This window comes from Yinghuangia seranimata, from assembly GCF_029953285.1.
Lineage (GTDB): Bacteria > Actinomycetota > Actinomycetes > Streptomycetales > Streptomycetaceae > Yinghuangia > Yinghuangia seranimata.
Genome location: NZ_JASAOI010000052.1, coordinates 81,083 through 103,450 on the forward strand (window position 1 = coordinate 81,083; position 22,368 = coordinate 103,450).

Annotated in this window: 25 protein-coding genes; 14 read left to right on the plus strand and 11 right to left on the minus strand. The window is 72.8% G+C overall.

All coding sequences use genetic code 11. The features are described from left to right. Positions 1 to 79 precede the first annotated feature (79 nt). Positions 80 to 943 carry an ArsR/SmtB family transcription factor gene (locus QI554_RS31495; protein ID WP_281474837.1) on the minus strand — a complete coding sequence of 288 codons (864 nt, stop codon included), beginning with the start codon at positions 941 to 943 and terminating at the stop codon, positions 80 to 82. 178 nt (positions 944 to 1,121) lie between these two features. Between QI554_RS31495 and QI554_RS31500 the strand changes: the two genes are divergently transcribed. Continuing rightward, entirely contained in the window at positions 1,122 to 2,042 is a 921-nt protein-coding gene (locus QI554_RS31500) for an oxidoreductase (protein WP_281474749.1), read from the plus strand. Further along, the gene (locus QI554_RS31505; protein ID WP_281474751.1) at positions 2,039 to 2,284 is read left to right on the plus strand and encodes a hypothetical protein; all 246 of its coding nucleotides are present in this window, start codon (positions 2,039 to 2,041) and stop codon (positions 2,282 to 2,284) included. Before QI554_RS31500 ends, QI554_RS31505 begins: the two co-directional genes overlap by 4 nt. Here the strand turns inward: QI554_RS31505 and QI554_RS31510 are convergent. Next, positions 2,218 to 2,742, minus strand: a complete 525-nt coding sequence (locus tag QI554_RS31510; protein ID WP_281474752.1) for a hypothetical protein — start codon at positions 2,740 to 2,742, stop codon at positions 2,218 to 2,220. The genes QI554_RS31505 and QI554_RS31510 overlap by 67 nt on opposite strands. Positions 2,743 to 2,856: 114 nt before the next feature. On the opposite strand from QI554_RS31510, the gene QI554_RS31515 reads away from it, so the two are divergent. Beyond that, positions 2,857 to 3,255 carry a zinc-binding metallopeptidase family protein gene (locus tag QI554_RS31515; protein ID WP_281474754.1) on the plus strand — a complete coding sequence of 133 codons (399 nt, stop codon included), beginning with the start codon at positions 2,857 to 2,859 and terminating at the stop codon, positions 3,253 to 3,255. Between the two features lie 266 nt (positions 3,256 to 3,521). Here QI554_RS31515 and QI554_RS31520 read toward each other — a convergent pair whose 3' ends face one another. Continuing rightward, entirely contained in the window at positions 3,522 to 3,977 is a 456-nt protein-coding gene (locus QI554_RS31520; protein ID WP_281474756.1) for a PPOX class F420-dependent oxidoreductase, read from the minus strand. A gap of 99 nt (positions 3,978 to 4,076) precedes the next feature. Continuing rightward, entirely contained in the window at positions 4,077 to 5,009 is a 933-nt protein-coding gene (locus tag QI554_RS31525; RefSeq protein ID WP_281474758.1) for an NAD(P)-dependent oxidoreductase, read from the minus strand. 95 nt (positions 5,010 to 5,104) lie between these two features. Here QI554_RS31525 and QI554_RS31530 point away from each other — a divergent pair, with 95 nt between their 5' ends. The 4 genes from QI554_RS31530 to QI554_RS31545 all read left to right on the plus strand — a co-directional run bounded on the left by QI554_RS31530 (position 5,105) and on the right by QI554_RS31545 (position 8,402). After that, complete coding sequence (locus QI554_RS31530; RefSeq protein WP_281474760.1) at positions 5,105 to 5,509, plus strand: MerR family transcriptional regulator; 405 nt, start codon at positions 5,105 to 5,107, stop codon at positions 5,507 to 5,509. A 75-nt stretch (positions 5,510 to 5,584) separates the two neighbouring features. After that, positions 5,585 to 6,034, plus strand: coding sequence for a hypothetical protein (locus QI554_RS31535; protein WP_281474761.1), 450 nt, complete (start codon positions 5,585 to 5,587; stop codon positions 6,032 to 6,034). A 219-nt stretch (positions 6,035 to 6,253) separates the two neighbouring features. After that, entirely contained in the window at positions 6,254 to 7,747 is a 1,494-nt protein-coding gene (locus tag QI554_RS31540; protein WP_281474762.1) for a carboxylesterase/lipase family protein, read from the plus strand. A gap of 82 nt (positions 7,748 to 7,829) precedes the next feature. Further along, positions 7,830 to 8,402, plus strand: a complete 573-nt coding sequence (locus QI554_RS31545) for a DUF421 domain-containing protein (protein WP_281474764.1) — start codon at positions 7,830 to 7,832, stop codon at positions 8,400 to 8,402. A gap of 9 nt (positions 8,403 to 8,411) precedes the next feature. On the opposite strand, the gene QI554_RS31550 is transcribed toward QI554_RS31545, so the two are convergent. After that, entirely contained in the window at positions 8,412 to 9,023 is a 612-nt protein-coding gene (locus tag QI554_RS31550) for a TetR/AcrR family transcriptional regulator (protein WP_281474766.1), read from the minus strand. Further along, positions 9,020 to 10,243, minus strand: a complete 1,224-nt coding sequence (locus QI554_RS31555) for a cytochrome P450 (protein ID WP_281474768.1) — start codon at positions 10,241 to 10,243, stop codon at positions 9,020 to 9,022. Before QI554_RS31555 ends, QI554_RS31550 begins: the two co-directional genes overlap by 4 nt. 220 nt (positions 10,244 to 10,463) lie before the next feature. Here QI554_RS31555 and QI554_RS31560 point away from each other — a divergent pair, with 220 nt between their 5' ends. Then, the gene (locus QI554_RS31560; protein WP_281474769.1) at positions 10,464 to 12,038 is read left to right on the plus strand and encodes a cytochrome ubiquinol oxidase subunit I; all 1,575 of its coding nucleotides are present in this window, start codon (positions 10,464 to 10,466) and stop codon (positions 12,036 to 12,038) included. Between the two features lie 35 nt (positions 12,039 to 12,073). Here QI554_RS31560 and QI554_RS31565 read toward each other — a convergent pair whose 3' ends face one another. The 3 genes from QI554_RS31565 to QI554_RS31575 are packed head-to-tail and all read right to left on the minus strand — an operon-like array spanning position 12,074 to position 14,327. Next, positions 12,074 to 13,042, minus strand: a complete 969-nt coding sequence (locus QI554_RS31565) for an ABC transporter permease subunit (RefSeq protein WP_281474772.1) — start codon at positions 13,040 to 13,042, stop codon at positions 12,074 to 12,076. Continuing rightward, on the minus strand, positions 13,030 to 13,938 hold the full coding sequence (locus QI554_RS31570; RefSeq protein ID WP_281474774.1) for an ABC transporter ATP-binding protein: 909 nt from the start codon (positions 13,936 to 13,938) through the stop codon (positions 13,030 to 13,032). The genes QI554_RS31565 and QI554_RS31570 overlap by 13 nt, the downstream gene beginning before the upstream one ends. Beyond that, complete coding sequence (locus tag QI554_RS31575; RefSeq protein WP_281474776.1) at positions 13,935 to 14,327, minus strand: GntR family transcriptional regulator; 393 nt, start codon at positions 14,325 to 14,327, stop codon at positions 13,935 to 13,937. The genes QI554_RS31570 and QI554_RS31575 overlap by 4 nt, the downstream gene beginning before the upstream one ends. 176 nt (positions 14,328 to 14,503) lie before the next feature. Between QI554_RS31575 and QI554_RS31580 the strand changes: the two genes are divergently transcribed. Then, on the plus strand, positions 14,504 to 15,412 hold the full coding sequence (locus QI554_RS31580; protein WP_281474778.1) for an aminoglycoside phosphotransferase family protein: 909 nt from the start codon (positions 14,504 to 14,506) through the stop codon (positions 15,410 to 15,412). A 64-nt stretch (positions 15,413 to 15,476) separates the two neighbouring features. Here the strand turns inward: QI554_RS31580 and QI554_RS31585 are convergent, their stop codons facing one another. Continuing rightward, the gene (locus tag QI554_RS31585) at positions 15,477 to 17,612 is read right to left on the minus strand and encodes a protein kinase domain-containing protein (protein WP_281474780.1); all 2,136 of its coding nucleotides are present in this window, start codon (positions 17,610 to 17,612) and stop codon (positions 15,477 to 15,479) included. 186 nt (positions 17,613 to 17,798) lie between these two features. Here QI554_RS31585 and QI554_RS31590 point away from each other — a divergent pair, with 186 nt between their 5' ends. From QI554_RS31590 to QI554_RS31600, 3 genes are read left to right on the plus strand one after another with little or no spacing between them, the layout of a single operon-like run. After that, the gene (locus tag QI554_RS31590) at positions 17,799 to 18,101 is read left to right on the plus strand and encodes a hypothetical protein (RefSeq protein WP_281474782.1); all 303 of its coding nucleotides are present in this window, start codon (positions 17,799 to 17,801) and stop codon (positions 18,099 to 18,101) included. Positions 18,102 to 18,104: 3 nt separating this feature from the next. Further along, the gene (locus tag QI554_RS31595) at positions 18,105 to 19,343 is read left to right on the plus strand and encodes a putative T7SS-secreted protein (protein WP_281474784.1); all 1,239 of its coding nucleotides are present in this window, start codon (positions 18,105 to 18,107) and stop codon (positions 19,341 to 19,343) included. Positions 19,344 to 19,351: 8 nt separating this feature from the next. Further along, on the plus strand, positions 19,352 to 20,044 hold the full coding sequence (locus tag QI554_RS31600; RefSeq protein WP_281474786.1) for a hypothetical protein: 693 nt from the start codon (positions 19,352 to 19,354) through the stop codon (positions 20,042 to 20,044). A 2-nt stretch (positions 20,045 to 20,046) separates the two neighbouring features. Here the strand turns inward: QI554_RS31600 and QI554_RS31605 are convergent, their stop codons facing one another. Then, positions 20,047 to 20,976, minus strand: coding sequence for an EamA family transporter (locus QI554_RS31605; protein ID WP_281474787.1), 930 nt, complete (start codon positions 20,974 to 20,976; stop codon positions 20,047 to 20,049). Between the two features lie 68 nt (positions 20,977 to 21,044). Here QI554_RS31605 and QI554_RS31610 point away from each other — a divergent pair, with 68 nt between their 5' ends. Both QI554_RS31610 and QI554_RS31615 read left to right on the plus strand, forming a co-directional pair. Further along, positions 21,045 to 21,947, plus strand: a complete 903-nt coding sequence (locus QI554_RS31610; RefSeq protein ID WP_281474788.1) for a LysR family transcriptional regulator — start codon at positions 21,045 to 21,047, stop codon at positions 21,945 to 21,947. 61 nt (positions 21,948 to 22,008) lie between these two features. Next, complete coding sequence (locus tag QI554_RS31615; RefSeq protein ID WP_281474790.1) at positions 22,009 to 22,341, plus strand: VOC family protein; 333 nt, start codon at positions 22,009 to 22,011, stop codon at positions 22,339 to 22,341. Positions 22,342 to 22,368 lie beyond the last annotated feature (27 nt).

A 22,368-nucleotide genomic window follows, 5' to 3' on the forward strand; every position in this document is an offset into this window, starting at 1 on the left:
CGGAGACGAAGACAAGGGCTTCCATTCGGCTATATGGACTCGCAGTTCGAATAATCGAACCATCGGGGCGAGCCGCGCGTCAGCCCGCCGCCGCCAGCAGCGCCTCCCCGACCGCCGTTCGCGCGTACAGCACCGACCGGCCCGCGCGGTGTGCGCTCACCAGGCCCGCGTCGCGAAGTGCCGTCAGGTGCTGGGACGCTCCCGGGGTGGTCAGGCCCGTACGGCCGGCCAGGTCGGTGGTCGAGGCCGGGGTCTGGAGTTCGGCCAGGAGGGCGGCCCGGGCGCGGCCGAGGACACCGGCCACGGCCTCGGAACGGGGTGCGCGGCGGGCCTCCCACAGCGCGCCGACGCCGCGCGGGGTGTAGGCCATCTGCAACGGCTCGTCCGGAAGGGTGCGCAGCTGCGGCTGCGTGACGAACGTCGCGGGGATCAGCAGGAGCCCGGTGCCGGCGGCCGTGCGTGCGAGAGTGCGCGGGCGACGGTCCACGCGCAGCGTGCCGGTGGTCCAACTCACGTCCGCGTGCAGGTCGTTGAGGACGTGCCGGACTCCGCGTTCGGCCACTTGGCGGGCGCGGTGGAACACGTCGCCTTCGAGCAGCGCGCGGATGCGCGCCCAGTAGGGGCCCAGCGCCAGCTCCCAGTACGTCTCGATCTCCTTCACGAGCTTGGGGAGTTGGGACGCGGGGTCGGCTCGCATCGCACGCAGCCGGTGGTCCGCGGCACGGATGGCGTCGAGCTCGGCGGCGAGAGTGGGCGCGGGCCCGTCCGGCAGCGGGTTGATGAAGTCCGGGACGTACCCCGTCGGCCCGACGATCTCCGCGAGCAGCCCCCGGTCGAGCCCTGCGGCCGCCACGCGCGGCCGCACCTGGTCGAGCCACGACCGGTGGACGAGGGGCGCCGCGCCGGAGCGCAGCAGGCGCATGCTCGGGCCGACCTCCCACATGGGCGACACGGCGAACCGGGTCTGGGCGAGGTCGTCGGCGGAGAAGGGCAGTTCGGCGCGGATGCGGGGCCTCCAGACGGCTGGGCACGGGGCAATCCATCAACCCCGCGAGGCCGAGAAGATTAAGCCTGTACTTAATCAATAGCCGCCAGCGTACCGGGGCCGTGATCCTTCCGGCATGTCTACGACCTCCTCCACGCACGCGTCCGCCGCCGGCACCTGGCGGCTCGGCGACCTGACCGTCAACCGTGTCGGCCTCGGCGCGATGCGCCTGCCGCAGACCGGCTCGGCGTTCGCGCACGCCGGCCCGCCGACGGACCGCGACCGGGACCAGGCGGTCGCCGTCCTGCGCCGCGCCGTCGAGCTCGGCGTCAACCACATCGACACCGCGTCGTTCTACTTCTCCCCGCTGCGGTCGGCGAACGAGCTGATCGGCCGCGCCCTGGCGCCGTACCGCGACGACCTGGTCGTCGCCACCAAGGTCGGCCCGTCCCGCAACCCCGACGGGAGCTGGCGCGCGCACGCCACCCCGGGCGAACTGCGCGCGCAGGTCGAGGAGAACCTCCGCCAACTCGGCCGCGACCACCTCGACCTCGTCAACCTGCGCATCGTCGGCACCGACTCCATCGCGGAACGCTTCGCCGCACTGGCCGAGTTGCGGCAGGCCGGGCTGATCCGCCACCTCGGCCTGTCGAACATCCGGCCGCACCACCTCGCCGAGGCGACGCCGATCGCGCCGGTGGTGTGCGTGCAGAACCAGTACGGCGTCGGAGTCCGGCCCGAGGACGACGAGTTCGTCCGCACGTGCGGCGAACAGGGCGTCGCCTTCGTGCCGTTCTACGCGATCGCCGCCCAGGGCACCACGCACGGCGCCTCGACGCACGACGCCCCCGAGGTCGAAGCCGTCGCCGAGGCGCACGGCGTGAGCCCGGCGCAGGTACGGATCGCCTGGACGCTGCACCAGGGCCCGCACGTCCTGGCCATCCCGGGCACCGGCGACCCGGCCCACCTCGAGCAGAACATCGCCGCCGGCGCGCTGCGGCTGTCCGACGACGAACTGGCCGCACTCGACGCGGCACACTGGCGCGAGGCGGAGTGAACCCGCGGCGGGCCGACCTCGACGCGCTGGTCGCCCTCGTCTGCGGCATCGTCGTGGACGCCGTGCTCGACGCCGTCCTCGACGTCCTGGTCGACCTCGCCGTGGACCTCGCCGTGGACCTCGCCCTCGACGCCCGCTACGCCTCAAGAGACGCGGACGCCGCCCCAGCAGCCGGTCAGTCGTCCGCGGCCACCAAAAGCACCAGCACCCCGGACGAGCGGTCGACCAGCACCAACTCGTGAAACTCGATGTGGATCGGCCCGTAGTCGTGGCGCGCGTCGTCCGACAGCGGGCCGAGCAGATAGCGGCTCGTCGCACGCTCGACGATCGCGTAGACGTCCTCACACAGCCGCTGTTCGAGGTCGTCCGGGACCGGCCCGCCCCCGTAGCCGGCGCATCCATCCGCCCACGCCCGGATCGTCCCGACGGCCGTCGCCGCGTCGACCGGCCGGTAGTCGTCCGGCGTGACGCGGTGCAACCACCACTGCCCGTGCCGGGGCTCGCCCGGCTGCCCGTCGGCGCCGTCGTACGTGTCGCGGAACTGCGGGTGCGCGAGCAGCGCCGCGAGCAGCGCCCGGTCGTCCGCACCCGCCTCCTCCATGTGGAAGCGCTTCATGTCGACCCACCGGTACCCATGCGGCCAGTCCTCGCCACCGAAATGCTTGAAGTTGATGAACGGACTGTCCAGGTGCGCGAGCATCCCCGCAGTCTTCCACCCCCCCGTCCTCCGTCCCCCGTCCGCCGCCCACAACAGGCGGATCCGCGTGCCCCTTCCTACCGTGGAAGCGACCCGCGCGATCCGCCTGGAGGAGCCGTGAGCGACGCCCTGTACGACGACCTGGACCGGCGGGCCTCCTGCCTGATCAAGATCGTCCTCACCGGCCGGCAGGCGCCCGGCTCGCCCCAGCCGGAAGGCGATGACCTGCTCCCAGCCGCCGCGGCGATCACCACGAGCATCGGGCATCTCTACCGTCAGGTCGACGCGTTCGACCCGACGTCCGTCACGCTCGGCGACGCACGCGACGCCGGGGACACCGGACACTTCGACACCACCGGCGACACCGTCACCCTGTGGGGCACCATCCGATGCGCCGCCGAACCCGACCTGCCCAAGCTACAGCGACGCCTGACCGTACTCGCCGAGAACATGGCGCAGGCGTACCACTGCACCGCAACCGTCGACTACCCAAGCGGCCGCACCAACCCGACCTGAGTTCCCGACACAGCAGGTGGCCAACGCAGTGACCACGAGCGCAGCCCCGAGCAGTCCGCCGTACATCCGCGGCATCCGCTCGCTCCCCGCCGCGAGCGGATCCTCCGACGCCTCGCCGCGCCTTGCGCCGTTCACCATGCCAAGCCCCCCTTGACCGAACGCTTAAGCAATCGCTCAAAATCAGGCTGGCAAGCGGTATGACGCCGCGTCAGCCGGGTTCCCCTGCCGAGGGGGCCGGCCGACGCGGCATCAGATCGGACCAGGCGTCAGCCCACGCGGGCTCCGTACACGTGATCGACGGTCATCGTCATCAGCACGCGCCGGTCGGCGACCATCACCGCGCGGTACTCCTCCCAGTCCGGGTGCTCGCCCGCCGCGAGGCGGTAGTAGCGCACCAGGGCCTCGACCTCGGGGCCGTCCGGGTCGGTGCCGGGGCCGGTGAGGGTCGCGGTGCCCTCGGCGGTCGCCCAGCCCCAGCCGTCGGGGCTGGTGACCTCCAGGGCCGCGCGCGGGTCGCGGCGCAGGTTGGCGGTCTTGGCGCGGCCCTCGGTCATCGAGACGTAGAGGAGCTGGGTCTCCGGGTCGTAGTACGGCATGACGGGCGACATCTGCGGCCGCCCGTCCGCCTTGATCGTCGCGAGCACGCCGAGCCTGCTCTCCGCGAGCAACGCGCGCGGGTCGAAGGGCTTGGCGGGCGTGGCGTCTGTCGTGTCGGTGCTCATATCTGCGCCAAAGCGCACCCCCACACCTCGTATTCCCTCATCAGTCGGCACCCCGCCGCACCTCACCGCATCGGCTCAACCAGGGCGCACCGAGCACGGTCACGCGAGGGCCTCCGGGGACGGCTTGCGGAACTGGTCGATCAGGGCGGTGTAGCCGTCAGCGCCGCGGCCGTCGCGCACGGCCCGCTGGGCGAGGGTCTGGATGAGGCGCGGCAGTTCCGCGTTCAGCCCGAGGGTCTCGCTCTCCTCGACGAGGTGGGCCATGGCCCCGAGGTGGGTGGAGAGGGTGGCGTCGTCGCCCGGGTGGACGCCCGCGTCGAGGTTGCGGGCGTAGCCGGCGAGCCAGCCGACGACGGTGCCTATGCCCTGGCTGGCGACCGGTTCGTACGCCGCGGCGCCGACGCCCGCGGTGCCGAGCAGCGCGACGCCCTGCAGGAACCCGTTGAGCAGGTTCCACATGAGGCTGAGCATCGCCGCGTCGTAGAGCGAGGCCAGGCCGTGGTCCTCGCCGACGTACGTCGAGCCGCCCGCCAGCGTGCGCAGCGCGGCCTCGTGGAGTTCGTACGTCGACGCCGGCCCGCTGTAGAGGACGGCGGTGTCCGCACCGCCGATGGCCGCCGGCGCGGCCATGATCGCCCCGTCCAGGTAGGCGGCGCCGCGGCCGGCCGCCCAGTGCGCGGTCTCGCGGGCGTCCCGCGACGTGCCGGAGGTCAGGTTCACCAGCACCCGGCCGGCGAGGATCTCGGCGTCGAGCGGGTCGAACAGGTCGTGCGCGGCGTGGTAGTCCGAGACGCAGACGACCACGAGCGGGCTCGCCGCGACCGCCTCCGCGACCGATCCGGCGCGCCGTGCGCCGCCTTCGACCAGCCGGTCAGCCTTGTCCGGGGTGCGGTTCCAAACGGTCACCGGGTGCCCGGCGCGCAGGAACGCCTCCGCGAGCGCGTGGCCCATCACACCGAGCCCGACGACCGTCACTGCGGTGTGCGGGGTCTCGTGCGTGTCCGTCGTCGTGTCCGTGGTCTTGTCCGTCATGGCGTGTTCCCTCCAGGAAGTCGGAAGTCCTGAAGGGATCGTGAACGTTCACACCGGTATGAAGGTCAAGCACCACACCACGGGAGGACGGGGCCGTGCTGATCGGTGAACTCAGCCGCCGGACGGGCGTGCGCACCCACCAGCTGCGCTACTACGAGGCCCAGGGCCTGCTGGAGCCGCGCCGCAGCGCGGGCGGCTACCGCGAGTACGGGGAAGACGCGGTCCTGACCGTCGGTCAGATCCGCAGGCTGCTGGCGGCCGGGCTGTCGACCGAGGAGATCGCGTTCATGCTCCCGTGCGTCGCCGGCCCGGACCCGGACCTGCCCTGGTGTCCGGAACTGCTGGACGTCCTGCACACCCGGCTGCGCGGGCTGGACGAGCACATGGACGCCCTGACGCGTTCGCGCCTCGCGCTGAGCGAGTTCATCGAGGCCACCGAACGGCGGTCCCAGGAGGTCGCCGAGATGCGACCCGCAGACATAGCGGGTCGAATGGGGTGACCGAGCAATCGGCTCATGCGGCGCCGGCACCTGCCTGCCACGCGCCGCGCCGCGCCGCCCCGAGGAGTCCGCCGCATGTACCGTCGCACCGCCGCCCTGGCCGCCCTGCCCGTCGCCGCCGTGCTGGCGCTCGCCGGCTGTTCGGACGACAACAAGTCGGGAGGCACCACCTCGGCTCCGCCGTCCCCGACGACCGGGTTCGCCGCGACGTGCAACTACCTCCAACAGCTGAAGACCGACCTGGGGGCGCTGAAGACGGCACGCAAGGACAACCCGGCCGACTCGCAGGCGGTCAAGGACGCGAAGGCCAAGGTCGACGCCGACTTCCAGAACGTGACCAATTCCGTCTCGGGTGCGAAGCAGAACGTGGTCGACGCCCTGAAGAGCGCCTACGACGGGCTGCAGACCGCGCTCAACAACCTGCCCAGCGGTCTGCCGACCGGCATCAGCTCGGTGATCGAGGTGCAGATCACCGCGCTGGAGCAGGCGGTCACGGCGGCCTCGACGCAGTTCGCCTGCAAGTAGGCGGCACCGGCCCGTAGCCCGGACGGCGCGGCCTCACCCGGAGCCCGGGTCGAGGCCGCGCCGAACCGCGTCTCCGTCGAACCGCCCCACCGCACCGCCCGACCGCCGCACCCCCGACGGGATCGGCCGTTCCCGTGGCCGGATCCGTCACCCCACCGTTCGGTGTTGCCTCGCCACGCCGGCCGCCGGATCCTTCCAGCACACAGCGAAGGGGGCGGCGTGGCACCGACGGTGGCGACGACGAGCGGGCGGGTCGAGGGCGTTTTCGAGAGTGTGGACGGGGGCGTGGTCGCGGTCTTCCGCGGCGTTCCGTACGCCGCCCCTCCCGAGGGCGCGTTGCGGTTCGCCGCTCCGGCGCCGCCCACACCGTGGGACGGGGTGCGCCCCGCACACGCGTTCGGTACCGCTCCCCCGCAGTCCGCGATGGTGCCCGGCACACCGGCGCCGTGGGAGCCCGAGGACGGCCTCGACTGCCTGACCGCCAACGTCTGGACGCCCGAGCCGGGCGCGGCCGGGCTGCCGGTGATGGTGTGGATCTACGGCGGCGCGTGGCGCTATGGCCACTCCGGCGAGGCGATGTACGACGCCGGGCGGCTGGCCCGCGCGGGCGTCGTGGTCGTGTCGTTCAACTACCGCGTCGGGTTCGAGGGCCTCGGGCACGTGCCGGGCGCGCCGGAGAACCGCGCGCTGCTCGACCAGGTCGCGGCGCTGCGCTGGGTGCGCGAGAACGTCGCGGCGTTCGGCGGCGACCCGGACCGAGTGACGATCTTCGGCGAGTCGGCGGGCGGTACGTCGGTGGCCACGTTGACGGCCGCGGAGCCGTACACGCGCGGCCTGTTCCGCCGCGCGATCGCGCAGAGCGTCGCGGGGCGTCCGGTGCCGCTCGCCGACGCGCACCGGGTCACCGCGATGGTCGCGACGGCGGCCGGGGTCCCGGCGACCGCCGAGGGGCTGCGCTCGCTCAGCCCGGCGCGGCTGCTCGCCGCGCAGGACGCGCCGCTCGCCGCGATCGAGGCGGACCCGGACGGCTGGTCGTTCGGCGACACGGTGACCTGCTACGCCCCGGTGGCGGACGGCGACGTCATCACCGGCACGCCGTGGGAGCTGCTGCGCGCGGGCGCGCGGCCCGACGTCGATCTGCTGTGCGGGTACACCACCGACGAGTACACGCTGTTCGCGGTGCAGTTGGAGACGATGGGCGACGCCGCGGGAGTGGCCGCGCGGATGGGGCTGGACGCCGCCGCCGTGGACGCCTATCGGGCCGCCAACCCCGGCCTGGACGACCGCGCGCTGGCCGTCGTGATGCGCTCCGACCAGGTGTTCCGCATGCCTTCGACGTGGGTCGCCGAGGCGCACGCGGCGGCCGGTGGACGCGCGTTCCTGTACGAGTTCGCGTGGCGCAGCCCGGCCCTGGGCGGCGCGTTGGGCGCGTGCCACGCGATCGACGTGCCGTTCGTGTTCGGCAACGCGCAGGGGCCGTTCGCCGAACTGGTGCTCGGCGCGCCGGTGCCGCCGGAGTTCGAGGAGCTGTCCCGGCAGGTCCGTGAGGCGTGGGTCGCCTTCGCCCGTACGGGTGACCCGGGCTGGCCGGCGTTCACCACCGCCGACGCGAAGACCCGGATCTGGGACGTGCCGCTTCGCATGGAGAGCGATCCGCAGCGCGCCTCGCGGGCGATCTGGCGCGCGGCGTCGGGACTCGCCGAGGAGCGATGACACTCGCGGAGCACCCGTAGAGGGCGGTGCCGCCCGGCGTTGCGCGGTACCGCGCCCCCGCACGCCTAGTACCGTCCGGACGATGTGGCATGACATGTTCGCGATGGCCATCCCGGTGTCCGAGAAGGTCCTCCGCACGGTGCTGGTGTACGCCTCGATCGTGGTGCTCATCCGCGTGGTCGGCAAGCGCGACCTGGCGCAGATCGACACCGGGGACCTGGTCGTCATGCTGCTGCTGTCGAACGTCGTGCAGAACGCCATCATCGGCCCGGACGATTCGGTGACCGGAGCCGTGATCGGCGCTGTCACGCTGCTCGCAACGAACGCCGGCCTCGTGCACCTCGCGGCGGAGTGGGAGCCGCTCGGGCGGTTCCTCGAGGGCACGCCGACCGTGCTCGCGAAGGACGGCGTGTACGACCGGCAGGCCGCCCGTCGGCTCGGCCTGCGCCGCGCCGACGTGGATGTGGCGGTCAAACGCCAGGGCGGCGAACGCGTCGAGGACACCACGCTGGTGAGCCTCGAGCCGGGCGGCTCGCTGCTCGTCCAACTCAAGCCGGGCGAGGAGGCGGCGACCAAGAACGACGTCGCGCTGATCCTCGCCCGGCTGGAGGAGTTGGAAGCACGGCTCGCCGGGGCGGGCCCCGCCGAGCGGTAAGCCGGTAGGTCAGCGGCCGTCCGCGGCGGCGACCGTGCCGCCGACGACGACGTCCGCCGGGTCCTCCGCGAACAGTCCCGGCACCACGAACCGCCGAAGCATGGCGCGTTCGTCGTCCTCGTCGCGGCCCGGCAGGGTGAGCAGGGACAGGATGACGCGCACCAGCCAGCGCGCCCGCTCCGGCAGGTCCTCGCCCGGGTCGTCGGCGCCGAGGAAGGCCGCGCACAGCGACTCGATCACCTGCGAAGCCGCTGCCAGCTGGGCACTCGCCGCGCCGCCGCTCGGTGCGAACCAGGCAGCCAGCACCGGGGTTTCGCGGACGATACGGAGCGCACCCAGCACGGTCTCGGTCAGCTGGGCGCCCGGATCGTCGTACGCGGCGGCCTCCCTGACGACCTGTTCGGCGACGCGGCGCGCCTCGCGGTGCATGTACGCGGTCTTCAGGGCGTGCCGGTTCTCGAAGTAGCGGTACACCGTCGCGCGTGAGCAGCCGGCTTCGGCGGCGATGTCGGCCACGTCGGCCTCGTGGACGCCGCGGGCGAGGAAGACCCGCCCGGCGGCGTCCAGGATGCGTTCGGCGGCCAGCGCGCCGCGGGCGCCGTCCAGCCAGTCCCGGGTCACGCGCCGTCCTCCCGCGGGCCGGCGTCGGGGCCGGGGGTGAACGGCAGGGTCCCGTAGCGGCGGACGAAGCTGCCCCCGGCGAACGTTCCGCGCGCCGCGTCGACGCTGAACTCCGGGAACCTGGAGAGCAGTTCCTCCAGCACGACGCGGCCCTGGAGTCGTGCGGCGGCCGCGCCCAGGCAGTGGTGCGGGCCGAACCCGAAGGCGGCGTGCTGGTGGCCGGAGCGGGTGACGTCGAGCCGTGCGGCGTCGGCGCCGTACTCGCGCGGGTCGCGGTTTGCGGCGCCGTAGAGCAGCAGCACCTTGCGCCCGGCGGGGACCGACCTGCCGTGCAGGGAGAGGTCTTCGGTGAGCGTGCGGGCGAGGGCCTGCACGGGCGAGGCCAGGCGCAGGAACTCCTCGACGGCGCGCGGGATCCGGTCCGGCTCGTCGACGAGCAGCCGCCGCTGGTCGGGGTGTGCGGTGAGCAACTCGGCGGCGCCGCCGAGCAGTCCGGTGGTCGTGTCGTTGCCGCCGGCGACCATGGTGAACGCGAAGCCGAGGATGCGGATCATCGCGACCATGTCGTCGCCCATGATCTGGATCAGGTCGGAGATGGTGTCGTCGGCCGGTGCGGCGCGGCGCCGTTCGATCAGCGCGGTGAAGTAGTCGAACAGGCCGGACACCGCCTCGCCCGCGCCCAGCGGGTCGCCGGACGCGTTGGCGGCGACGATGCCGTCGGTCCATTCGTCGAAGCGCGCCCGGTCGGCCTCGTCCACGCCGAGGTAGTGCGCGACGACGAAGCTCGGCAGCGGCTTGAACAGCTCGGCGACGATGTCGACTTCGCCGCCCGCGGCGGCTATTCGGTCGAGCCGCGCGCGGACGAACCGGCGGACCTCGGGCTCGATCGACTCGACGCGGCGCGGCGTGAAGCCCTTGGTGATGAGCCGCCGGAAGTCGGTGTGCTCGGGCGGGTCGAGCATCACCATCGGCGCGGCCTCGTCGAGGCCGATCGCCTCCATGTCGCCGTAGGTGAAGGTCAGTCCCTGCCGCGAGGAGTAGACCTCGGGTGTGCGCAGCGCGTGCGACACGTCGGCGAACCGGGACAGCACCCAGTAGTCGCCGTCCTCGACGTGGTGCAGCGGGTCGGTGTCCTGGAGCGAGGCGTACATGCCGTAGGGGTCGCGCCAGGTGTCGGCGCCGCAGGGCACGAAGCGGGCTTGCGACATGCTCGTTGACATGGCGCGACTGTGAGACAGATCGCGTGAAGTGTCAAGAGAGGTGCGGACGGCCTTGCGCGCTGCTCCGTCCCGGTCACGCCGTTCCCCCGAACGGGGCACATCGGCCGCAGGGGGCCCGCCGCTGCCGGGCGCGGCGCCCGCCGGGTGCTTGATTGAGCGTGGTGCCCGGTGCCTGCCGCGTACCGCCGCCCCGATCCCCGGATCCGTGAGGGAGCCACCGGTGGAGCTCGCCCTGGCCCACGAGACGTTGGCACGCTGGCAGTTCGGCGTGACGACCGTCTACCACTTCCTGTTCGTGCCGCTGACGATCAGCCTGTCGGCGATCACGGCGGTGATGCACACGGCGTGGGTGCGCACCGGCAAGGAGCTGTACTTCCACGCGACGAAGTTCTGGGGCAAGCTCTTCCTGATCAACATCGCGATGGGGATCGTGACGGGGATCGTGCAGGAGTTCCAGTTCGGGATGAACTGGTCGACCTACTCGAGGTTCGTCGGTGACGTGTTCGGGGCGCCGCTCGCCATGGAGGCGCTGGCGGCGTTCTTCCTCGAGTCGGTGTTCATCGGCCTGTGGATCTTCGGCTGGGGGCGGCTGCCGAAGCGGCTGCACTGCGCGTGCATCTGGATCGTCGCGGTCGGGACGCTCCTGTCGGGCTACTTCATCCTGGCCGCGAACTCCTGGATGCAGCACCCCGTCGGCTACAAGATCAACCCGGCGACGAACCGGGCGGAGATGACCGACGTGTGGCACGTCCTGACACAGAACACCACGCTCGTGCAGGTCTTCCACACCTTCTCCGCCGCCTACCTGACCGGCGCCGCGTTCGTCGTCGGCGTCGCGAGCGTGCACCTGTGGCGCGCGGCCCGCATCACGCGCGCGGGCGGCACACTCGACGAGCGCCGGCGGCGGCAGGTCGCGGTGATGCGGCCGTCGCTGCGGCTCGGACTGGTGCTGGCGACAGTCGCGGGCCTGCTCGTGGCGGTGAGTGGCGACCGGCTCGGCAAGGTCATGTTCCGGCAGCAGCCGATGAAGATGGCGGCGGCCGAGGCGCTGTGGGACACCACCGACAGCGCCCCGTTCTCGGTGTTCGCCGTCGGCAACGTCAACCGCGGCCGCAACGACGTGGAGCTGTCGATCCCCGGCCTGCTGTCGTTCCTCGCGTACGACAACTTCACCGAGGCGGTGCCGGGCATCAACAACATCGCCGCCGCCGAGGCCGCACAGTTCGGCGGCGAGCCCGACCACTACATCCCGAACATCTTCGTGGCGTTCTGGGGCTTCCGGCTGATGATCGGGTTCGGCATGACGTCGTTCGTCGCCGGCTTGTTCGGCCTGTGGACCACCCGCCGAAAACTGTGGCTCGACCCGGAGTTCCGCACCGGCGACGACGAGACGCCGCGCCTGATGCTCACCAGGCGGCACGAGCTGAAGCCGTGGTTCACCAAGTGGTCGTGGCGGCTCGGCGCGTGGACGCTCGCGTTCCCGGTGATCGGCAACTCGTTCGGCTGGATCTTCACCGAGATGGGCCGCCAGCCGTGGGTGGTCTACGGCGTCCTGCAGACCCGCGCCGCCGTCTCCCCCACGGTCTCGCAGGGCGAGGTGATCACCTCCCTGGTCGTCTACACGCTGCTGTACGGGGTGCTGGCCGTCGTCGAGCTGAAGCTGCTGTTCAAGTACGGCGGCGCAGGCCCGGACGTCGACGAGCGCCCGCCCGGCAGGGAGCCCACCCTGCGCGGCGGCCCCGACGGCGAGGGCGCGGCCGCCGACCAGGACAAGGCGCTGGTGTTCGCGTACTGACGCGCCCCGCGCCCCCGCGCCCCGCGTCGGAACGGTCAGCCGGTCCTGCGGCGCAGCGCGACGAACAGACCCGCGACGAGGCCGGCCGACAGCACCATGTACAGGCCGGCCTCGACGAGCTGGAACGCGCCGAAGCGGCTCGCGGGCTGGTAGGTCTGCCACCAGACCACGCCGTGGTCGCGGAGGAAGGCGGCGAAGCCGCCGGGGTAGTCGGGCGTCGCTCCGTCGGCGATCGCGCGGTACGCGTTGTGGGAGAGGTTCCTGCCCGACAGGTCCTGCCAGCCGTGGGCCAGCGTCCAGTCCCCGGCCTGGACTCCGGTGGGCGCGAGCTCCGGGTCGCCGACGCGGCTGACCGGCGACCAGTAGTGCGGGCGCACGAGGGTCTCGACGGACAGCCGCACGACGACGAACACGCCGACGGCCAGCGCCACGGCGGCGACGGTGCGGCGGAGCAGCAGGCCCGCGAGGGCGCCGAGGGCGACCGCGAAGACGGTGTACGCGGGCAGGACGACGCCTTCCAGGTCGAATCCCGCGGACGCGAACCTGCCGTCCGGGCGGATCTCGTCGAGCGGGGCCCGGTACCAGCCGACCAGTGCCGCAAGCGCCGCGGAGAACCCGGCCGCCACCACGACGACGAAGCCGAGCTTCCAGGCGAGCCAGCGGGTGCGCGGGACGGCCTGGGTCCAGGCCATGCGCCACGTCCCCTGCTCGAACTCGGGTGCGACGAGCAGCGCGCCGAGAAGTGCTCCGACGACGCCCGGCACCACCATCATCCAGTCCAGGAACTGGTCGGTGACGTCGGCGCGGTCGAGGAAGTCGCGCAGGGCGGCCTTGCACGCGGGGGTGCCTTCGCCGAGGTGCCGCGCGCACGCGCCCACGCCGTCGTCGGTGTACTGGGTGTGCAGGCTGTACCCGTCGTAGCCGAGGGCCAGGGCGGCGACCGCGAGCAGCGCCAGGCAGGACAGGAGGTGGGCGCGGTGCTGCCGCCAGGTCATCCAGAGCATGCCGGTGCCGTTCCGTAGGTCGGGGCCGGGGCCGCGAGATAGGCGAGGACGAGGTCGTCGAGTCCGACGGGCTGGGACTGCCAGCGCGGATGGGGTTCGGGGCCCGGGCCGACCCTGACCAGCGCGCGCGTGTAGCGGTCGCCGTGCTCGACGTTGACCACGCCGGGTATCCCGTCCGCGTCGCCCGCGGCCGCGACCCCGGCGCGCGGACCGGTGAACAGCCGGTGCTCGTCGATCAGTTCGTCGATCGGGCCGGCCACCTGGAGGCGGCCGTGCGCCAGCACCACCAACCAGTCGCACAGGCGCCCGAGTTCGGAGACCACGTGGGACGACATGAGCACGGTGATCTCGTCCTCGGCCACCGCCGCCATGACCTCGCCCATGAACTGCCGCCGCACCAAAGGGTCCAGGCTGGCGGTCGGCTCGTCGAGGACCAGCAGGGGCGACCGTTTCGCGAGCGCGAGGGCGAGCGCGACCTGCGCGCGCTGGCCGCCCGAGAGCCGCCCGGCCTTGCGGTCGAGCGGGATGCCCAGCTCCGCGAGCCAGCCCTCCGCGAGGAGTTGGTCCCATTCGCGGTTCAGCGCGCGGCCCATCTTCAGCAGCTCACGCACCGTGAAACCCTTGTAGAGCGGCTGCTGTTGACCAACGAATCCGACCTGTGCCAAGGCCTCGGAGCTACCGGGCCGGGCCGTCTCGCCGAGGACACGGATCGTCCCCTCGGTCGGCCGCACCAGGCCGGCGACGGCCTCGAGGAGGGTGGTCTTCCCCGCGCCGTTCGGGCCGACGACCGCGACGGTCGCGCCTACCGGGATCGTGAGCGTGCAGTCCCGCAGGGCCCACGTCTGGCCGTAGCGCTTGCCGAGGCCTTCGACGTGCAGCGCCGGCACGCCGGTCACGCGGCACGCTCCGCGCGCACGGCCTGCCGGGTGTCGGCGAGCATCGCGTCGATCATCGCCTCGTCGAGACCGGCTTCGTAGGCGCCGCGCAGCCACTGGGCCAGCGAGCGCCGCAGTTTCGCGCGCGCCGCCGCCGGGACCGGCTCGACCTCGCCGACGACGAACGTCCCCGCGCCGGGCCGGGCCGACACCAGGCCTTCGTGTTCGAGCTGCCGGTAGGCCTTCACGACGGTGTTCGGGTTGACGGCCAGGTCGCCCACCGCGTCTTTCACGGTGGGCAGCCGGTCCCCGACCGCCAAGTGCCCCATCAGCAGCGCCTGGCGCACCTGGTGGACGATCTGCAGGTAGGGCGGCACACCCGAACCGGCGTCCAGTCGAAAGCGGAACACGCGACCCCTTCCTCTATTTCACTAGGAAGACAGTAAAACTTTCGTGCGCCCGACCGCCACCCAACCGCCGCGTGTTCGTGACTGGCCCCGCGCCAAATGACCCGGCCGCGCTCCCGGACCGGGCGGGAGCGGATATGCGGTGGCTCCCCGGAGGGTCGCGCGGAGAGACTGCCGGGGTGACGCTGCACGAGAACGAGGTCCCGGTCGACGAGGCGCTGGTCAGGGCGCTGCTGGAGGCGCAGCGCCCGGAGTGGTCCGGCCTGCCGCTCGCGCCCGCGGGCGCGGGGACCGACAACACGATGTACCGGCTGGGCGACGACCTGCTGGTGCGGCTGCCGCGCACCGCGGGCAACGCGGGGGCCGTGCGGAAGGAGCAGACGTGGCTGCCCCGCCTGGCACCGCACCTCCCGCGGCGGATCCCCGAACCGGTCCACGCCGGCACGCCCGCCGAAGCGTTCCCGCTGGCCTGGTCGGTCTACCGGTGGATCGACGGCGCCGAACCGGGCCCGGACACGGTCGCGGACTGGGCCGCCTTCGGTGCCGACCTGGCGGCGTTCGTCACCGACCTGCACGGCGTCGACCTCATGGGGGCCACGCGCGCGGACGACCTCAGCTGGTACCGCGGCGGCACGCTCGGGCCCTGCGACGCGTGGGTGAGCCGGGACTTCGACGCCTGCCGGGCCGTCGCGGGCGCCGATCTCGACGTCGACACCCTCGAACGCCTGTGGCGCGCCGCGCTCGCGCTGCCCGAGCCCGCGGGACCGCACGGGTGGCTCCACGGCGACCTCAAGCCGACCAACCTCCTGGTCCGGGACGGCGGGCTCCACGCGGTCATCGACTTCGGCGGCCTGTCGGTCGGCTTCCCCGACGCCGAGCACGCGACCGTCTGGGACCTGCCGCCGCAGGCGCGGCGGGCGTACTGGGACGCACTGGGCCTCGACGAGGCGACGTGGACCCGCGCTCGGGCGTGGGCGATCGCGGTGGCGGTCAGCGGGCTCGCGTACTACCGGGACACGTTCCCCGCGTTCGCGGCCGAGTGCCGGGCCAGGCTCGACGCGGTCCTCGCGGACGCCGCGACACGCTGAACCGGCGCGGCGCCTGGGTGGGCGACGGCACGGTGCGGGCGACCGCCCGTCCGACCGCCGCGCGTCACGCCTTCTGCTCGCCGGTCTTCTGGCCGAGCACGAGCCGGCCCGTCGCCTCCGCGTCGCCACGCCGGTAGGTGAACGGCACGGACTCACCCGGGCGGTGGGTTCCCATCGCGCTGAACAGGCTCTGGGGCGACGTCAGGGCCAGGTCGCCGAACTTCGTGATCACGTCGCCTTCGCGGAGGCCCGCCTTCTGCGCGGGGCCGCCCGAGGAGACGGCGGGTGAGGTGCCGTCGCCCTTGATCTTCGCCGCGTCGCTCGTGTCGAGGTCGAGCGAGGCGCCCAGCAGCGGGTACTGCGGCGTGCCACCGCGGATCAGCGCGTCGGCCTCCCACTTCGCGTCGTTGATCGGGACGGCGTAGGCGGAGTCGCCGTCCAGCCCGGTGGTGATGTAGTGGATCGCCGTGATCATGCCGATCACCCGTCCCTGCGCGTCGAAGACGGGAGCGCCGGCCGCGTGCAACGGGACGGCTTGGCTCAGCACGAGTGCGCTGACGTACGAGACCGCGGTGGTGTCCGCCGCAATGACGGGCACGTTCTTGCCTCCGACGGTCTGCTTGACGACCTTCGGCGGGTAGCCCGGCTGGGCGGGGACGACGGTTCCCGTCGAGCAGCTGTCGCGGGCCGCGACCGCCGAGCTGTCGCCGAGCCGCGGCGGCTTATGTGTCGCGGCGCCGGTGGTCTTGAGGACGGCGACGTCGTAGCCCGCGGCGCGTCCGACGATGGTGGCCGGGGCCCTCGTCCCGTCGGCGAATCCGACCTTGAGGTCGACTCCGGCCGCGGTCGCGGGGGCGATGACACGGGCGCTGGTGAGGACGTGGCCTTCGGCGTCGAGGAGGAAGCCGAGTCCGGACGGCTCCGTCGCGCCGCCGATCAGGATCGACACCGCGCCCGCCATGGCGTCGAGGGCGGGATCGCCGGACGCGCCTTGGGCGGGCCCGCTTTGGCCGGCGTTGTCGGTGCCGGCGTCGGTGCCGGCGTCGGCGCCTGGGTCGTCGTCGCGGTCGAGCAGCAGCGCCGCGGCGGTGCCGCCCCCGGCGACCACCGCGACCGCGCCGGCCGCGAGCCACAGGGCGCGACGCCGGCTGACGGGCGTGCCGGGCGTCCCGGGCGAGCCGCGGTCGTCGAACCGCGGTGTCCGGTACGCGCGGTCGGGCGCCGTGAGCCGTACGGCCTCGGCGTAGGACGGTGGGACGTGGGGGCGCACATCCGGCGGCGGCACGTCCGACGGCACCGCGGCGGGTGGCGCCGGGCGGGGCGGCGGCATGTCGTGTGTCACCGCGCCCACCACGGCGTCGCCCCAGGCGTGGCCGGGTGCGCTGTCCTCGCGGCCCATCGCCTCGAGCCGGACCGCCACCTCGCTCGCCGCGGCGGGTCGTTCCGCAGGGTCCTTGGCCAGCAGTCGCATCACCAGCGCGTCGAGTGCCGCCGGAACACCTCGGCGCCGCTCCCCCGGCGGTGTCGGCGCCTTCCTCAGATGGGCGTTCATCATCGAGACCGGCCCGGTGGCCTGGAACGGCGTGCTGCCGGTGAGGAGTTCGTGCAGGACGCAGCCGAGCGAGTACAGGTCGGAGCGGCCGTCGCCGGGCTGTTCGTCGAAGCGCTCCGGCGCCATGTAGGCCAGCGTGCCCATCACCTGGCTGGCGCCGCTGCTGGTGGCGGCCATGAAGCGGGCGATGCCGAAGTCGAGGACCTTGACGGTCCCGCGTGTAGTCAGCATCAGGTTGGCGGGCTTGAGGTCGCGGTGCACGATCCCGGCGTCGTGGGCGGCGGCCAGCGCGGCCGCGGTCTCGGCGGCCCAGCGGACGGCGACCGGTACAGGGGGCGGGCCGTCCTGCCGCAGTACGGCGGCCAGGTCGCGGCCGTCCACGAACTCCATGACCAGGAACAGCGTTCCGTCGTCCGCGTCGTGGCCGAGGTCGTGGAGGGTGACCACGCCGGGGTGGTTGAGGCCGCCCGCGGTGCGGGCCTCGCGGCGGAAAAGGTCGACGGCGCCGCCGTCCTGCCGGTCGTACGGGAGCAGCTTCACGGCGACCCGTCGGCCGATCAGCGTGTCCTGGGCGGCCCACACCTCGCCCATGCCGCCGCGCCCCACGAGCGCGACGAGTTCGTACCGTCCCGCGATCACGCGCGCCATGCCGCTCCCCGTCGTGCGCCGCTGCCTCGTCGAACCTCCCACACGTCCTCCTGCCGTGGCAGGGCAACGGCCGAAATCGGGGCCGCACCGGCCCGTTGGCGATTTTGCCGCCTTGATCTGGCCGCGGCGCCCGTGCAAGCATCCGTTTGATTCATACGCTTGATTGATTTCTTTACGGGGGTCGGGATGACGGACTACGCCGTTTCCCTGGACGAACTGACCAAACTGCTCAACGGCGTCGCGCAGAGCTCGGACACCATGCGCACCGCCGCCGACCAGATGAAGTCGGCGCAGGAAGCCGACCTCGGCCACAAGAAGCTGGACGGTGCGTGCGAGCACTTCCGCTCCGAGTGGGGCGAGGGCATCAGCAAGCTGAAGAAGGCCGCGGACGACGTCCACGAGGCGCTGGAGAAGATCAGCAAGCAGTACGGGGACGCCGAGCAGATGCTCAAGCAGGCGCTGACCGCCCAGCAGAAGCAGGGCGGCTGACGCATGGCCCCCAACGGAAACTGGCCCGGCCTCGGCTTCGACCCGGCGCCCGGCAACCCGGCGGCCATCGGCGCCCTCAACACCCAGCTGACCAACGCCGCGACGACGCTCACCGACGCGCACGGCCGCCTCAAGGCGGTCCTCGACGGCACCGGCGTGTGGACCGGCAAGGCCGCCAACGAGTTCAAGGAGCACGCCGGCAAACTGCCCGAACAGCTCGACAAGGCCGCCCAGTCGCTCCAGAAGGCGCTCGGCATCCTGCGCTCGTGGGACACCGACCTGACGGCGTGGCAGACCACCGCGAAGGGCTACGAGGCCAACGCCGTCGAGGCCCGCACCAAGGTGTCGCAGGCCGAGACCGCGTACCAGAACGCGAGCAACGCGCCGGACCTCAAGCTCGAGGGCAAGCACTTCGACACCGACGAGGCCAAGAACGCCGCGCAGAACAAGTACGACACGGCCAAGCGCGAGCTGATCGCCGCCCACGACAAGGTCGGTGCCGCGCAGAAGGCGCTGCAGGACATCATCGACGACGCGAAGCGCCTGCAGGACACCCACGACGACACGGGTGACAAGCGGGCCAAGGAACTCAAGGACGCCGCGGACGACTTCGCGCCGCCGCACCCGAGCTTCTGGTCGAAGCTCGGGAACTGGTTCAAGGACCACGGCGCCGACCTGCTGACCGTCGCCGCCACCGTGCTGGGCATCGCGGCGATCTTCTTCCCCGTGCTGGCACCGTTCGCGATCATCGTGAGCCTGCTCGCGTTCACCGCGCACACCACCCAGTTCGCGCTCGAAGGCAAGCTGTGGCCGCCCAGTTGGGACACGTACGGGACGCTCGGCGGCGACCTGCTCGGCGCGATCCCCGGCATCGGGCCGCTCAAGGCCGGGTTCAAGGCGAGCGAGGGCCTCGAGGGCGCGCTCAAGGCCGCGAAGGTCTGGAAGACGTTCCGGTACCAGTCGATCCTGGCCAACCCGGTCAACCCGCTCTTCCGGCTCACCGAGAACAAGTTCGTCGGCCTCGCCACGCGGGCGGGCCTGACCGACCCGCGGTTCAAGGTGCAGTTGGGCCAGGCCGCCGTGCACACGGCGGTCTCGGGGCTGATCGCGACCCCGTCGGTGATCAAGCTCTGGTCCGACGACCCCACCGTGCAGAAGCTCGACGGCATCGGCACCCATGTCGGCAACGGGCTGGGCACCGTGGGCAACCTGCTCGACAAGTTCGCCAAGGTCCCGGTGTAGGAGGAGCCGTGGAACTGTCCGATCAGGGGCGGCACGTGCCGCTGTGGTTCGAACTGCCCGAGGGCTTCGTCGCCGTCGACCTCGACGAGGACCCCGAGACCCGCGACGCGCGCGTCGCCGAGATGACCGCCCGCCTCGCCGGCGACGCCGCGACCCCCGACCAGGTCGACCTGTTCGTGGCCGGCACCGGCATGGGGCTGGCCCGCATGCGGCGGGCCGGTCTGACGCACATGTCCTCGCTGCTGGCCACGACCGAGGACGGCGGGCTGACGACGGCGATGCTCACCGTCATGGTCACCGACTCCGAACGCCCCAACCCGCGCACCTTCGCGCGGGACAACGTCGGCGCGTTCGGCGACGAGGGCCCGAGCCGCCAGGTCGGCGTCGTCGACCTGCCGTGCGGCGAGGCGATCGCCGTGTTCGAGCTGCTGGAGTCCACCACCAAGGGGATCATGTTCGGCGTCGCGGAGGACGTCGTCCAGTGCTTCGCGCAGGCGCAGGTGATCGTGGCGTTCCCGCAGGACATGAAGATCGCGGTCTTCACCCTGGCCACCCCGGACCTGGAGAACTGCGACGACCTCCTGGCGGTCTTCGCGGAGATCTGCAAGACCATCACCTTCACCCGCCCCGCGGAACGCCCGGACGGCACGGCCGACCCGGCGGCGAAGGTGCTCGGGAACATCACCTCCGTGCTGGGCTGAGTTCAGTCGCGGCGGCTTGGACTCGCGGTCACCGCAACGGTGTTCGCGGCCACGATGACGGTCACCGCGAGCCATGCCGCCGCGTCGAGGCGCTGTCCGAGGACCACGAGCCCCACCAGCGCGGCGAAGAGGGGATTCACGCTCATGAACACGCCGAAGAACCGCGCCGGAACGCGCCGCAGCGCGAGTACGTCGGCCAGGTACGGGACCGCGGAGGACAGCAGCCCGGCGGCCACCGCGTACCCGAGCGCGGCCGCGGTGGGCGGACGGTGCCACAGCACCAGCGCGCCGACGGGCAGGTACAGCAGGGCGGACACGGCCCCGGCGGCGGCCGGGCCCTGGAGGCCGGGCAGGGTGCGCCCGAGCGTGCGGTTCAGCACGATGTACGAGCCCCAGCACACGGCCGCGAGCAGCGCCGACGCGATGCCGGCGTAGTCGGTGGACGGCGTTGGGCGGGTCAGCACCACGACGGCGCCCCCGACCGCCACCGCGCACAGCGCGTCGACGCGCCGCCGGGAGGCGGCCAGCGCGATCGTCAGCGGGCCGAGGAACTCCAGGGTGACGGCGAGCCCGAGACCGACGCGGTCGACGGCGACGTACAACGACAGGTTCATCGTGGCGAACACCAGCGCCAGGCCCAGCACCGGACGCCACTGCGCCGCGGTGAACGCCCTGGGCCTAGGGCGGCCCGCGGCCCACAGCACGGCGGCGGCCATCCACTGGCGCACCGCGACGACCCCGACCGGGCCCAGCACGGGGAACGCGAGCGCGGCCATCGACGCGCCGACCTGGTTCGACAGGCCGCTGCCGAGCATGAGGGCGACCCCGCCGGCGCGCTGCCGCGTGTGACCGGGCGCCGCCTCGGCGGGTGCCGCGTCGACGGGTGCGGCGGGTATGCGCGGGGCGGCGCGCGGGGTCTCCTCCAGCGTCATGGCACCACAGTGGGCCGTGCACGCCTATACGCAAAATGCATCCGCGTCGCGATCTATACGCTGGACGCATGGACCGGAACGCCTCCCCACCCGATGCCGCCGCGCTGGAGCTGAAGCAGCTGCGCTGCCTGGTGGCCGTGGTCGACCTGGGGAGCTTCACCGACGCGGCGTTGGAGCTCGGCGTCTCGCAGGCCGCGGTGTCGCGGAATGTGCTCGCCCTCGAGCGCGTCCTCGGCGTGCGGGTGCTGCACCGCACGAGCCGCACGGTCGCCCCCACGACGGCCGGCGTGCAGGTGCTCGCCCGCGCCCGGACCCTGCTGGCCGGCGTCGACGAACTGGTCGCCGAGGCCTCCGGAGGCCACGCCCGTCTGCACATCGGGCACGCCTGGTCCGCGTTCGGCCGCCACACGACCGAGTTCCAACGGCGCTGGCACGAACGGCACCCGTCCACCGAGCTGCGGCTGATCCGGCACAACACGTCCACCGGAGGGCTCGCGGAAGGCCTGTGCGACCTCGCGGTCGTGCGTGGGGACATCGACCTGCGCCCGTGGTCGCACGCGCTGGTCGGCCACGAGCCGCGCTGTGTCGCGCTCGCCTCGGACGATCCGTGGGCCGCGCGGCGCGCCGTCCGCCTGGGCGAGGTCGCGGCACGCACCCTCGTCGTCGACCGCCGCACGGGCACCACCACGCTCGACCTGTGGCCGGCGGACGCCCGCCCGGCCGTCGAGCACACCAGCGACATCGACGACTGGCTGGCCGCGATCGCCACCGGGCGCTGCGTGGGCGTGACCCCGCAGGGAACCGCCGCACAGTACCGGCGGGACGGCATCACCTACCGCCCGCTCCGCGACGCCGCCCCGGTCGCCGTCCACCTGATCTGGCGCCGCCACGACCCGCACCCGGCCACGCACGCGGCGGTGGCGCTGGCGATGGAGCTGTACGGCGGGACGGGCCCGCTGCCAAACAGGTGAACCCGCGCCTCCCCCACCCCCTGACCCCGCGTCGTACAACCCGGCGGCTTACGGTCGCCCCATGAGGCTGACACAGACGATGATCACTGTGGACTGCGCGGACCCCCGCGGGCTGGCCGACTGGTGGGCCACCGCGATCGGAGGCGAAGTCGTGCAGGACTTCGGGGAGTTCGTGATGCTCGACGCCGAGCCGATCATGATGGGCTTCCAGCGCGTACCCGAACCGCTCGACGGCAAGAACCGCGTGCACATCGACTTCGCCTCGCAGGACCGCGTCACCGAGGTCGAGCGGCTCGTCGGACTGGGCGCGACCGTCGTCGCCGAGCACTCGGCCCCGGGGCTGACCTGGAACATCCTCGAGGACCCGGCGGGCAACGTCTTCTGCGTACGGTGACCCTCGCGCGCCTGGCGGGCCCGCCGA

Coding starts and splice junctions, on each gene's coding strand:
- QI554_RS31500 (WP_281474749.1), top strand. CDS start 1,122: ATGTCTACGACCTCCTCCACGCACGCGTCCGCCGCCGGCACCTGGCGG.
- QI554_RS31525 (WP_281474758.1), bottom strand. CDS start 5,009: ATGACGGACAAGACCACGGACACGACGACGGACACGCACGAGACCCCG.
- QI554_RS31585 (WP_281474780.1), bottom strand. CDS start 17,612: ATGGCGCGCGTGATCGCGGGACGGTACGAACTCGTCGCGCTCGTGGGG.
- QI554_RS31545 (WP_281474764.1), top strand. CDS start 7,830: ATGTGGCATGACATGTTCGCGATGGCCATCCCGGTGTCCGAGAAGGTC.
- QI554_RS31615 (WP_281474790.1), top strand. CDS start 22,009: ATGAGGCTGACACAGACGATGATCACTGTGGACTGCGCGGACCCCCGC.
- QI554_RS31535 (WP_281474761.1), top strand. CDS start 5,585: ATGTACCGTCGCACCGCCGCCCTGGCCGCCCTGCCCGTCGCCGCCGTG.
- QI554_RS31510 (WP_281474752.1), bottom strand. CDS start 2,742: ATGCTCGCGCACCTGGACAGTCCGTTCATCAACTTCAAGCATTTCGGT.
- QI554_RS31495 (WP_281474837.1), bottom strand. CDS start 943: ATGTGGGAGGTCGGCCCGAGCATGCGCCTGCTGCGCTCCGGCGCGGCG.
- QI554_RS31610 (WP_281474788.1), top strand. CDS start 21,045: ATGGACCGGAACGCCTCCCCACCCGATGCCGCCGCGCTGGAGCTGAAG.
- QI554_RS31565 (WP_281474772.1), bottom strand. CDS start 13,042: ATGCTCTGGATGACCTGGCGGCAGCACCGCGCCCACCTCCTGTCCTGC.
- QI554_RS31590 (WP_281474782.1), top strand. CDS start 17,799: ATGACGGACTACGCCGTTTCCCTGGACGAACTGACCAAACTGCTCAAC.
- QI554_RS31555 (WP_281474768.1), bottom strand. CDS start 10,243: ATGTCAACGAGCATGTCGCAAGCCCGCTTCGTGCCCTGCGGCGCCGAC.
- QI554_RS31605 (WP_281474787.1), bottom strand. CDS start 20,976: ATGACGCTGGAGGAGACCCCGCGCGCCGCCCCGCGCATACCCGCCGCA.
- QI554_RS31520 (WP_281474756.1), bottom strand. CDS start 3,977: ATGAGCACCGACACGACAGACGCCACGCCCGCCAAGCCCTTCGACCCG.
- QI554_RS31595 (WP_281474784.1), top strand. CDS start 18,105: ATGGCCCCCAACGGAAACTGGCCCGGCCTCGGCTTCGACCCGGCGCCC.